Below are 10,961 nucleotides of genomic sequence, written 5' to 3'. Positions count from 1 at the left end.
ATGGTGCGGAAGGAGAGACTTGAACTCTCACACCTTGCGGCGCCAGAACCTAAATCTGGTGCGTCTACCAATTCCGCCACTTCCGCATGATTTGTTTTGTAGAATATCAAGATGGTGCGGAAGGAGAGACTTGAACTCTCACACCTTGCGGCGCCAGAACCTAAATCTGGTGCGTCTACCAATTCCGCCACTTCCGCGTCTTGATTCTACAGGACTGTTAGCCTTAGCTAGCAATCGAAATATATGGTGGCTACGACGGGATTCGAACCTGTGACCCCATCATTATGAGTGATGTGCTCTAACCAGCTGAGCTACGTAGCCATTCGAGCGAGACAATATAAACCTTCACGCTCTTAGTGACAAGCCCTTTTTCGTAAAGGCTTAACACTTTGAATAAATGGTCGATTGACTTGCAATCGAACCAAATAATATGGCAGGTCTACCTGGATTCGAACCAGGGAATGGCGGCATCAAAAGCCGCTGCCTTACCGCTTGGCGATAGACCTGCAGTTGCTCTAATTAAAGAGACTTTCAATCATGGTGCGGAAGGAGAGACTTGAACTCTCACACCTTGCGGCGCCAGAACCTAAATCTGGTGCGTCTACCAATTCCGCCACTTCCGCATCTATTCCTAAACGCTCTTAACAAAAAGAACTGTTAGGAATGGTGGCTACGACGGGATTCGAACCTGTGACCCCATCATTATGAGTGATGTGCTCTAACCAGCTGAGCTACGTAGCCAAAACCATGTTTTTCGTTCTCGTCGCTTCGTTGCCTTATCGTCGGGAACGGCGCGCATTATGCGAAGTTGAGTTAGATCCGTCAATAGTTTTTTTGAATAAATTGGCCAAAACGACTCGTTCGGTTTCTTTTTAAACAAAGAGGCGTGTTAATGATCAAAAACAGATAGCAAAATGACATTCCACTTTGAATTAAAATGGTTTTCAATCGAACAGATAAACAAAAGCCAGCAATAAAGCTGGCTTTTAAACTCAATAACTTGGGTAAAAGTTATACGTTGAAACGGAAGTGAACCACGTCACCATCTTTAACGATGTAATCTTTACCTTCTAGACGCCATTTACCTGCGTCTTTTGCACCACTTTCACCGTTGTATTGGATAAAGTCGTCGTAACCAACAACTTCTGCACGGATGAAGCCTTTTTCGAAGTCAGTGTGGATCTTACCTGCTGCTTGAGGTGCTGTTGCTCCCACAGGAATTGTCCATGCGCGAACTTCTTTTACACCAGCTGTGAAGTAAGTGTGTAGAGTCAGCAGTTCGTAACCAGAACGAATTACACGGTTAAGACCTGGTTCTTCGATACCCATGTCCGCAAGGAATTCTTCACGATCTTCGTCTTCAAGTTCAGATAGCTCAGACTCGATAGCCGCACATACAGGAACAACGACGTTGTTTTCTTTTTCTGCGAACTCGCGAACCGCATCTAGGTACGGGTTATTTTCGAAACCATCTTCGTTTACGTTAGCAATGTACATAGTTGGCTTCAAAGTTAGGAAGTTTAGGTAGCCGATTGCTGCCAACTCTTCTTTAGATAGCTCAACTGTGCGTGCCATACCGCCTTCAGTTAGAACAGGTAACAGTTTTTCTAGTACTGTTAGCTCAAATTTCGCGTCTTTATCGCCGCCTTTTGCTTTCTTCGCGTTACGTTGAATCGCACGCTCACAAGAATCAAGGTCAGCCATTGCTAGCTCAAGGTTGATCACTTCGATATCTTCGATAGGTGATACTTTACCTGCAACGTGAACAATGTTTTCGTTCTCAAAACAACGCACAACGTGACCGATAGCGTCAGTTTCACGGATGTTCGCTAGGAATTTGTTACCCAGACCTTCACCGCGAGATGCACCCGCCACTAGACCAGCGATATCTACGAACTCCATTGTTGTAGGCAGAACTCTTTGTGGGTTAACGATTTTCGCTAATGCATCCAGACGTAGATCTGGCACTGGTACAACACCTGTATTTGGTTCGATTGTACAGAACGGGAAGTTCGCTGCTTCGATGCCCGCTTTAGTTAGTGCGTTAAACAGAGTTGATTTACCAACGTTTGGTAGGCCAACGATGCCACATTTAAAACCCATGATGATAACCTTATTCAGCTTTGAACGTGTGTAGACGGTTTTGTGCTTTTGATAAGCCATCCTTTAATAGAATGTCTAGACAGCGAACAGACTCATCTGCTGCTGCATCAAGAAGCTCTTGCTCTTTTGCTGGGGCTTTACCCAGAACAAAACCCGCTACTTTATCTTTGTGTCCAGGATGGCCAATGCCAATCCTTAAACGATAAAAATCTTTGCAGTTTCCAAGTTTGCTAATTGTGTCGCGAAGGCCGTTGTGACCGCCGTGACCACCACCTTTCTTAAACTTAGCGACACCTGGTGGTAAATCCAACTCATCGTGCGCTACCATGATTTCTTCTGGTTTGATTTGATAGAACTTCGCCATCGCAGCAATTGCTTTACCAGAAAGATTCATAAAAGTGGTAGGGATAAGCAGGCGTAGATCCTGACCATTCATCATAATGCGTCCTGTCATACCAAAGAATTTAGCTTCATTCTTTAGCGTGATGTTATGGACGCGTGCTAGTTCTTCTACTACCCAAGCACCCGCATTATGTCGAGTTTTTGCATATTCAGGCCCTGGATTAGCTAGGCCGACGAGAAGTTTAATTTGTTGACTCAAGGTTAGGATCTCTCTTGGAATCTCAAAAAGCGCAGTATGATAGCACAGATTTCTCACATCGGGCGAGGTGAGAAAAAAGCGGATACTGAAAATAAAAAACACCCCAAGAGGGGTGTTTTAAAAAATGGATAGCTAATCTGAGATTAGTTAAACATCGCAGAGATAGATTCTTCGTTGCTGATGCGACGAATTGCTTCTGCGAGCATGCGAGAAAGGCTTAGTGTTGTTACTTTACCTGTCGCTTCCATCTCTTTAGACATAGTGATTGAGTCAGTGACGATCACTTGGTCTAGAACAGAGTTACCGATGTTTTGTGCAGCGTTACCTGAGAATACAGCGTGTGTTGCGTATGCGAATACACGTTTAGCGCCACGCTCTTTAAGTGCTTCAGCTGCTTTACATAGTGTGCCACCTGTGTCGATCATGTCGTCAACGATCACGCAGTCGCGACCTTCAACATCACCGATTAGGTTCATTACTTCAGAAACGTTTGCACGTGGACGACGCTTGTCAACGATCGCGATATCGATATCACCTAGCGCTTTAGCTGTTGCACGAGCACGAACAACACCGCCAAGGTCAGGAGAAACCACTACTGGGTTTTCTAGGCCACGAGCTTGCATGTCTTCAAGAAGCACTGGAGTACCGAAGATGTTATCTACTGGTACATCGAAGAAGCCTTGAATTTGTTCAGCGTGAAGGTCGATAGTAAGAACGCGGTCAACGCCAACGTTAGAAAGGAAATCTGCAACAACTTTAGCAGTGATTGGAACACGAGCAGAGCGAACACGACGGTCTTGGCGAGCATAACCGAAGTAAGGGATAACTGCAGTAATACGGCCCGCTGAAGCGCGGCGCATTGCGTCAATCATCACTACTAGTTCCATTAGGTTGTCGTTAGTTGGTGCGCAGGTAGATTGGATGATGAAAACATCGCTACCACGTACGTTTTCGTTGATTTGAACAGCGACTTCGCCGTCAGAGAAACGAGAAACAGATGCGTCACCAAGAGAGATGTAAAGACGATCAGCAATACGTTGGGCTAGTTCAGGTGTAGCGTTACCAGCAAATAGCTTCATATCAGGCACGGTGGAAACCTCAGGGTTGCGTCCAGTTTTAGATAGATTGTTTGTGGGCTAAGCGGTACTTAGCGAGTGTCTCGTGCAAAGGCGAAGTATTCTTGCCTTGTGCAACAAATGCTGAGACATTGTCAGGTAATTGTTTAAAGACATTTTGTGCTTCGTTTTCGCTCGAAAATTCAGCAAAAACGCACGATCCAGTCCCCGTCAATCTTGACGGCGCATATTGTAGCAGCCATGAAAGTTGCTTATCAACCTCTTGGTAGAGCATTCGAACAATTTTTTCGCAATCGTTTCCGTAATCATTGTCAAGAAGCGTTGCCAGCTCTCGTTTAGGCGTATTTCTGGTCAAATTGGGGTGAGTGAAGATATCGACTGTCGCGATACTTACGTCCGGGCGAATGACCAAATACCACTTTTCTTCCGGCTCTGCCTTAGTGAGTTTTTCTCCCACACCTTCGGCAAAAGCGGCGAAGCCGCGGGTAAAGACGGGAACGTCTGCCCCTAGTGTTAAGCCGATTTCTGCCAGTTCATCCTCTGATAACTCGGTTTGCCATAGGTAATTGAGTGCGACAAGGGTGGTCGCCGCGTTGGATGAACCACCACCGATACCGCCGCCCATAGGCAATATTTTGTTCAATTGGATATGGGCGCCATAGTGACAACCGCTTTTCTCTTGCAGCGCTTTTGCCGCTTTCCAAATCAGGTTGTCTTGCAGCGTAACGCCTGGGATCTCCGGTTCAATCGTGATTTCGCCGCTGTGGTTTGCGGTAATCGTCAATTCATCTCCATGATCGAGAAACTGAAATAAGGTTTGCAGTTCGTGATAACCGTTAGCTTGGCGCCCTGTGATGTAGAGAAATAGATTAAGTTTGGCAGGAGAGGGCCAATGGGTAGTCTCGCTGAGCATTAGTTAAGGTCCCAGTTTGAAATAACAATATTAATTGAGGTGTCTTGTTGTTTGAGTTTTAGTCTTTGTGGCAGTGGTAGATTCACTCCGGAAAGCTGAACATCAGTGTACTTGATGTATTCGAGTTCCCAACGCTGGCCGTTGATTTGCTTGCTTAATGTCGCCACCGTATTGGTGTCATTGAGCTGATAACTGTCGGCCCCCGTTGGATCGCCGAGTAACCAGTCAGACAACTGCTCTACGGGTATAGTTAATCCAGTCAACTGCTGAATGAGCACTTCTGCATTTGGTGAGGCGTAGGATTGATCGTCATAGGTTTCAACAAATGCGCCAGCTGGAGTGATGTTTAGATTCAGTGCGGTTTGGCCTAAGAAAGTAGTCAAGCGAAGCTGGCTGGAGCGCGGGGCGTGTTGCCATTGGAAATTAAGTGACTGGCGCTGTTCTGGAGAGATGTAGCCTAATTTGCCGTTGGCTTTGTATTGAGCAATAGAATCTAAGCGCTGTTGGTGAGTGGCCCACTCAACGTTGGTTGTACTCGGGTTGATATTGGCACAACCAGACAAAACGATTGAAATCAGTCCAATAAGCCAAAGAGGGCGAAAATTCGTCATCATTGCTGTTTATTTATCCAATTTACTGTTGCTTTAGGCGACACTATATCACTGAAATCACGAACTAAAGAAAACATATCCCTAATACTCTTTAATTAAATTGGGGCATCAAGTAAAATTCCGATCTTATTTGTCCATCATCTGATTCAGAGAACTCGCGATACATGTCTTTGCTTGCTATAGGTATCAATCATAATACGGCCTCGGTAGAACTGCGTGAAAAAGTTGCCTTTGGACCGGAAAAGTTACCTGAAGCGCTCAAGCAGCTCAGTGAGAATCCGGGTGTCAACGGCAGTGTGATCATTTCAACCTGTAACCGCACCGAGATCTATTGTGATGTAAAAGGGGCTGGGAAAAGTAAAATCATCGAATGGTTGTCTCAGTTCCACAAGGTGAGTCAGGAAGACTTAAAACCCAGTATTTATGTATATGAAGAGCAAGCGGCAATCCGCCACTTGATGCGCGTTGCGTGCGGATTAGACTCTTTGGTGCTGGGTGAGCCACAAATCCTCGGACAGGTAAAACAAGCTTATTCCGATGCTCGTGAACACAAAGCTGTCGACTCGGCGATGGAAAAGCTATTCCAGAAAACATTTTCAGTGGCCAAACGAGTTCGTACTGAAACGGACATCGGTGGCAACGCGGTGTCGGTTGCGTATGCCGCGTGTACACTGGCGAAGCACATCTTTGAATCTCTTGAAAAGTCATGTGTCTTACTGGTTGGCGCAGGTGAAACCATCGAGTTGGTGGCGAAACACCTCGCGGCAAACGGCTGCGGCAAAATGATTGTTGCCAACCGTACTCGTGAGCGTGCATTGCCGCTTGCTGACGAGTTTGGCGCTAAGATTATCGGTTTGCCTGAGATTCCTGAGTATCTGCCTCAAGCGGATATTGTGATCAGTTCAACCGCCAGTCCATTGCCGATTATTGGTAAAGGTATGGTGGAAACTGCGTTGAAAGCCCGTCGTTTCCAACCTATGTTACTGGTTGATATTGCTGTACCGCGTGACATTGAGTCGCAAGTTGGCGAGTTGAATGACGCCTACCTTTATACCGTTGATGACCTTCAATCCATTGTTGAAAGCAATATGGAACAACGCAAGATAGAAGCGATTCAAGCGGAAGCGATCGTCAGTGAAGAAAGTGCTGGCTTTATGTCATGGCTGCGTTCTTTACAAGCTGTCGACAGCATTCGCGACTACCGCAGCAGTGCGAACGAAATTCGCGCTGAACTATTAAGTAAAAGCATTCAATCTCTGGCTGCAGGCGCAGACCCTGAGAAAGTACTGTTGGAATTGAGTAATAAACTCACCAATAGACTGATCCACGCGCCAACACGTGCATTGCAAAGTGCAGCAGAGCAAGGCGAGCCAGCTAAACTCGCTATTATTAGACAAAGTTTGGGTCTGGAAGACTGCTAGTCAGTCGACGACTCCTAATTAACCCCCCTGAGTTAAGAAAACTATGAAAGCCTCGATTCTAACTAAGCTAGAAACACTCGTTGAGCGTTACGAAGAAGTTCAACACCTGCTTGGTGACCCAGATGTAATTGGTGACCAAGACAAATTCCGCGCACTATCAAAAGAGTACTCTCAGCTAGAAGAAGTCACCAAGTGTTTCCAAGCCTACCAGCAAGCACAAGAAGACCTTGTTGCCGCTGAAGAAATGGCAAACGAAGATGACGAAGAAATGCGTGAAATGGCTCAGGAAGAGATCAAAGAAGCAAAAGCGGCAATCGAGCGTCTAAACGACGAGCTGCAAATCTTGCTTTTGCCAAAAGATCCCAATGACGATCGCAACTGTTTCCTAGAAATTCGTGCCGGTGCGGGCGGTGACGAAGCGGGTATCTTCGCGGGTGATCTGTTCCGTATGTACAGCAAATTTGCTGAGAAGAAAGGCTGGCGTATCGAAGTGATGTCAGCGAACGAAGCGGAACACGGTGGTTACAAAGAGATGATCGCTAAAGTGAGCGGCGATGGCGCTTACGGCGTACTGAAGTTTGAATCAGGCGGTCACCGAGTGCAGCGTGTTCCTGCGACAGAATCGCAAGGTCGTGTACATACATCGGCTTGTACAGTCGCAATCATGCCAGAAATTCCAGAGGCTGAGATTCCAGAAATCAAAGCAGCAGACCTGAAGATCGACACATTCCGTGCATCAGGCGCGGGTGGTCAGCACGTTAACACCACGGATTCAGCAATTCGTATTACCCACTTACCAACCGGTACTGTGGTTGAATGTCAGGACGAACGTTCACAGCACAAGAACAAAGCGAAAGCGATGTCGGTGCTGGCAGCTCGTATCATCCAAGCGGAAGAAGCAAAACGTGCAGCGGAAGTGTCAGACACTCGTCGTAACCTGTTAGGTTCGGGTGACCGTAGTGACCGTATCCGTACTTACAACTACCCGCAAGGCCGTGTATCGGACCACCGTATCAACCTAACCATCTACCGCCTAAACGAAGTAATGGAAGGCGACATGGCTAGCTTGATTGACCCTGTGATTCAAGAACACCAAGCGGATCAGCTTGCTGCGTTGGCAGAGAACAACTAATCAATGTCGGCTGAACACAGTGTTGAAAACACACTAAAACAAGCCGTGTTACGACTTCAGGAGAGCGGCAGTGATTCGCCCTCTCTTGATGCCGCGGTGCTACTTTGCCATGCGCTCGATAAGCCGCGCTCTTTTCTGCTGACTTGGCCAGAAAAAATTCTTGAAGATAAACAGTTGAACGATTTTGAGCAGATTCTGCAACGTCGTTTAAATGGTGAGCCAGTGGCTTACATTATCGGAGAACGAGAGTTTTGGTCGCTGCCGTTACACGTTTCCCCAAGCACTTTGATCCCTCGTCCGGATACTGAAAGATTGGTTGAAATTGCCTTAGACAAAGCGCTGCAAACCTCTGGGGATATTTTGGATTTGGGCACTGGGACCGGCGCGATCGCGATTGCACTGGCCTCTGAATTGCCGCAGCACAAAGTATGGGGTGTGGACTTAAAACCGGAAGCACAGCAACTGGCGAGCGCCAATGCGCAGCGTTTAGGTTTTATCAACACAGAGTTTCGCGCTGGAAGCTGGTTTGAACCTCTCGATGCTGGTACGCAGTTTGCTTTGATTGTCTCTAATCCACCTTATATCGAAAAGACCGACCCACATCTCTCACAAGGTGATGTTAGATTTGAGCCGCTTAGTGCGCTGGTGGCTGAAGACAATGGTTTGGCCGATATCAAACACATTGCCAAGCACGCTCCAGCGTATTTGCTTGCGGGTGGCTGGTTGATGTTTGAGCATGGTTACGATCAAGGCGCGGCAGTCAGAAATATTTTAAGCTCGCTTGGCTATCACCAAGTGGAAACGTTCAAGGACTATGGTGACAATGACCGAGTAACCATCGGCTGTTGGCAACCAGAAAAATAAGAGAAATCGACAATGTACGAAGGATTAAAACATTTCCATCTTCTTACCATAGTGATTAGTGCGACACTGCTTTCGGTGCGTTACGCATTGATGATGGCGAACTCAAAGCTATTGGATAAGAAGTTTCTTAAAGTATTTCCACACATTAACGACACAGCGCTACTGCTTTCAGGTGTCGCGTTGATCTTCATTACCGGATTTATTCCGTTTACCGATGCTGCACCTTGGCTGACAGAAAAGCTAACGTGTGTGTTGGCTTACATCGCGTTAGGCCTGTTTGCGCTCAAATTGGGTAAAAACAAGTTGCTACGTACCTTTTCATTTTTCGGTGCGCTGGGTTGGTTAGCGATCGCAGGTAAACTCGCGGTAACCAAAACCCCAATTCTTTTTGGTTAATTAAGTAGGTAGGTCACCAATAATGCTTGAGTTATTTGATGAAGACTTTGATGCAATGGAATTGGCGGAAGGGGCGTTGGCGCTAAACCAAGCGATCAACCCAGAAACGCGCGTTCAATGGGCAGAGAAGGAACTGCATCGATTACTACAAGAAGCTGAACTAAGCTTGGTACACGAAGTGGATGAGAAACAACGCTTCGACGCTTTGTTACGTTTGTTCTACCACCAGTGGGGCTTTAGCGGCGATCGTGAGGCTTACTTCGATTCAGCCAACGGGTTCATTGATAAAGTACTCGAGCGTCGTAAAGGCATCCCGGTGAGCTTAGGCGCGTTACTGCTTTACTTCGGTCGCAAGCTCGGTTTTCCATTAAAAGGTGTGACGTTTCCTAGCCAGTTCCTAATCAAAGTCGAGTGGTACGGTGAGGCGCCGCAGTACATCAACCCATTCAACGGTGAATACGTAACTGAACATACCTTGGGCGCGTGGTTAATTGGTCACAAAGGCCCACTCGCTAAATTAAAGCCAAAGCATTTAGAAGAAACCGACAACCCGACGGTGATCGGTCGTTGGTTGGCGTTGCTTAAAAGCGCGCTACTACGTGAAGAACGCTACACGTTGGCGCTTAAATGTACCGATCTGGCATTATCGTTTGTGCCAGACGACCCGTATGAAATTCGCGACCGAGGTTATATCTATCAGCAGCTTGACTGCCATCAAGTCGCGCTGACGGATTATCAGTACTTTATTGAAAACTGCCCTGACGACCCTGCGTCGGAGCTGTTAAAGAATCAAGTGAATGCCATGAGTGGTACTCAGGTAACTTTACATTAAGTTCCTCTGACTCAGAGCGAACCACGATATAAAAGAGAGAAGAGAATGGAACAGAAAATCGTCCACGTTGGAGACATCCCAGTAGCTAACGACAAGCCGTTCACCCTGTTCGCTGGCATGAACGTGCTTGAGTCACGTGATATGGCAATGCAGATCTGTGAGCACTACGTAAAAGTGACGGAGAAACTGGGTATTCCTTACGTATTTAAGGCTTCTTTCGACAAAGCAAACCGCAGCTCGGTACATTCATACCGTGGTCCTGGTTTGGAAGAAGGTATGAAGATCTTCCAAGAGCTGAAAGATACTTTTGGCGTAAAGATCATCACTGACGTACATACTGAAGCGCAAGCTCAACCTGTCGCAGACGTGGTTGATGTGATTCAGCTTCCTGCTTTCCTAGCGCGTCAGACTGACCTTGTAGAAGCGATGGCGAAAACCGGTGCTGTGATCAACGTGAAGAAGCCTCAGTTTATGAGCCCTGGTCAGGTTGGTAACATCGTTGAGAAATTCGCTGAGTGCGGCAACGAAAAAATCATCCTTTGTGAGCGCGGCTCTTGCCACGGCTACGACAACTTAGTTGTTGATATGCTAGGTTTCGGTGTGATGAAGACAGTCTCTAACGGCAGCCCAATCATCTTTGACGTAACGCACTCGCTACAGATGCGTGACCCATCAGGTGCAGCTTCTGGTGGTCGTCGTGAGCAAACGGTAGAACTTGCGAAAGCGGGTCTAGCGACGGGCATTGCAGGTCTGTTCATCGAGGCGCACCCGAACCCAGACCAAGCGAAGTGTGATGGTCCATCGGCACTACCTCTAGACAAACTAGAGCCGTTCCTAGCGCAAATGAAAGCGCTGGATGACTTGATTAAAGGTTTCGATAACATCGATATCAAATAATCAGTCACGACAGAAAATTGCATGAAAAGGTTGGCTTAAACGCCAGCCTTTTTTATTGGCTGCCATTCCGTGTTGAATAAGCGATTTCGCTCTCAAGATCAGCCAGTTAAACTGA

At 46.9% G+C, this 10,961-nt stretch carries 11 protein-coding genes and 6 tRNA genes; 6 read left to right on the top strand and 11 right to left on the bottom strand.

Annotated elements, in window-relative coordinates:
• Position 1 precedes the first annotated feature (1 nt).
• The 11 genes from AKJ31_RS06755 to lolB form a co-directional block, all read right to left on the bottom strand.
• Positions 2-86, bottom strand: a tRNA-Leu gene (locus AKJ31_RS06755).
• Positions 87-112: 26 nt separating this feature from the next.
• Positions 113-197: transfer RNA gene (locus AKJ31_RS06750), tRNA-Leu, on the bottom strand.
• 47 nt (positions 198-244) lie between these two features.
• A tRNA-Met gene (locus AKJ31_RS06745) sits at positions 245-321 on the bottom strand.
• Between the two features lie 110 nt (positions 322-431).
• Positions 432-506: transfer RNA gene (locus AKJ31_RS06740), tRNA-Gln, on the bottom strand.
• A gap of 32 nt (positions 507-538) precedes the next feature.
• A tRNA-Leu gene (locus AKJ31_RS06735) sits at positions 539-623 on the bottom strand.
• A 41-nt stretch (positions 624-664) separates the two neighbouring features.
• Positions 665-741, bottom strand: a tRNA-Met gene (locus AKJ31_RS06730).
• Between the two features lie 270 nt (positions 742-1,011).
• Positions 1,012-2,103: a redox-regulated ATPase YchF gene (ychF, locus tag AKJ31_RS06725; protein ID WP_053408334.1), complete on the bottom strand. Its 1,092-nt coding sequence runs from the start codon at positions 2,101-2,103 to the stop codon at positions 1,012-1,014.
• A gap of 10 nt (positions 2,104-2,113) precedes the next feature.
• Positions 2,114-2,704: an aminoacyl-tRNA hydrolase gene (gene pth, locus AKJ31_RS06720; RefSeq protein ID WP_053408333.1), complete on the bottom strand. Its 591-nt coding sequence runs from the start codon at positions 2,702-2,704 to the stop codon at positions 2,114-2,116.
• A 143-nt stretch (positions 2,705-2,847) separates the two neighbouring features.
• Positions 2,848-3,792: a ribose-phosphate pyrophosphokinase gene (locus AKJ31_RS06715; RefSeq protein ID WP_053408332.1), complete on the bottom strand. Its 945-nt coding sequence runs from the start codon at positions 3,790-3,792 to the stop codon at positions 2,848-2,850.
• Positions 3,793-3,820: 28 nt separating this feature from the next.
• The gene (gene ispE / locus AKJ31_RS06710; protein WP_053408331.1) at positions 3,821-4,693 is read right to left on the bottom strand and encodes a 4-(cytidine 5'-diphospho)-2-C-methyl-D-erythritol kinase; all 873 of its coding nucleotides are present in this window, start codon (positions 4,691-4,693) and stop codon (positions 3,821-3,823) included.
• The gene (lolB, locus tag AKJ31_RS06705) at positions 4,693-5,307 is read right to left on the bottom strand and encodes a lipoprotein insertase outer membrane protein LolB (RefSeq protein ID WP_053408330.1); all 615 of its coding nucleotides are present in this window, start codon (positions 5,305-5,307) and stop codon (positions 4,693-4,695) included. Before lolB ends, ispE begins: the two co-directional genes overlap by 1 nt.
• 161 nt (positions 5,308-5,468) lie before the next feature.
• Between lolB and hemA the strand changes: the two genes are divergently transcribed.
• Genes hemA through kdsA form a run of 6 tightly spaced genes read left to right on the top strand, consistent with a single transcriptional unit; the run spans position 5,469 to position 10,846 of the window.
• Positions 5,469-6,725, top strand: coding sequence for a glutamyl-tRNA reductase (gene hemA, locus AKJ31_RS06700; RefSeq protein ID WP_053408329.1), 1,257 nt, complete (start codon positions 5,469-5,471; stop codon positions 6,723-6,725).
• A gap of 43 nt (positions 6,726-6,768) precedes the next feature.
• A complete protein-coding gene (gene prfA / locus AKJ31_RS06695) occupies positions 6,769-7,857 on the top strand; it encodes a peptide chain release factor 1 (RefSeq protein WP_053408328.1) in 1,089 nt (362 codons plus the stop codon).
• Between the two features lie 3 nt (positions 7,858-7,860).
• Positions 7,861-8,721 carry a peptide chain release factor N(5)-glutamine methyltransferase gene (gene prmC / locus AKJ31_RS06690; protein WP_053408327.1) on the top strand — a complete coding sequence of 287 codons (861 nt, stop codon included), beginning with the start codon at positions 7,861-7,863 and terminating at the stop codon, positions 8,719-8,721.
• A gap of 12 nt (positions 8,722-8,733) precedes the next feature.
• Positions 8,734-9,117 carry a SirB2 family protein gene (locus AKJ31_RS06685; protein ID WP_053408326.1) on the top strand — a complete coding sequence of 128 codons (384 nt, stop codon included), beginning with the start codon at positions 8,734-8,736 and terminating at the stop codon, positions 9,115-9,117.
• A gap of 22 nt (positions 9,118-9,139) precedes the next feature.
• On the top strand, positions 9,140-9,949 hold the full coding sequence (locus tag AKJ31_RS06680) for a SirB1 family protein (protein WP_053408325.1): 810 nt from the start codon (positions 9,140-9,142) through the stop codon (positions 9,947-9,949).
• Between the two features lie 45 nt (positions 9,950-9,994).
• Positions 9,995-10,846: a 3-deoxy-8-phosphooctulonate synthase gene (gene kdsA, locus AKJ31_RS06675; protein WP_053408324.1), complete on the top strand. Its 852-nt coding sequence runs from the start codon at positions 9,995-9,997 to the stop codon at positions 10,844-10,846.
• Positions 10,847-10,961 lie beyond the last annotated feature (115 nt).

Source organism: Vibrio hepatarius, from assembly GCF_001274785.1.
Classification (GTDB): domain Bacteria; phylum Pseudomonadota; class Gammaproteobacteria; order Enterobacterales; family Vibrionaceae; genus Vibrio; species Vibrio hepatarius.
Note: the sequence above shows the minus strand (reverse complement) of the source record. Positions and strands in the feature narration are given on the sequence as shown.

Coding starts and splice junctions, on each gene's coding strand:
- ychF (WP_053408334.1), bottom strand. CDS start 2,103: ATGGGTTTTAAATGTGGCATCGTTGGCCTACCAAACGTTGGTAAATCA.
- ispE (WP_053408331.1), bottom strand. CDS start 4,693: ATGCTCAGCGAGACTACCCATTGGCCCTCTCCTGCCAAACTTAATCTA.
- lolB (WP_053408330.1), bottom strand. CDS start 5,307: ATGATGACGAATTTTCGCCCTCTTTGGCTTATTGGACTGATTTCAATC.
- hemA (WP_053408329.1), top strand. CDS start 5,469: ATGTCTTTGCTTGCTATAGGTATCAATCATAATACGGCCTCGGTAGAA.
- prfA (WP_053408328.1), top strand. CDS start 6,769: ATGAAAGCCTCGATTCTAACTAAGCTAGAAACACTCGTTGAGCGTTAC.
- prmC (WP_053408327.1), top strand. CDS start 7,861: ATGTCGGCTGAACACAGTGTTGAAAACACACTAAAACAAGCCGTGTTA.
- AKJ31_RS06685 (WP_053408326.1), top strand. CDS start 8,734: ATGTACGAAGGATTAAAACATTTCCATCTTCTTACCATAGTGATTAGT.
- AKJ31_RS06680 (WP_053408325.1), top strand. CDS start 9,140: ATGCTTGAGTTATTTGATGAAGACTTTGATGCAATGGAATTGGCGGAA.
- kdsA (WP_053408324.1), top strand. CDS start 9,995: ATGGAACAGAAAATCGTCCACGTTGGAGACATCCCAGTAGCTAACGAC.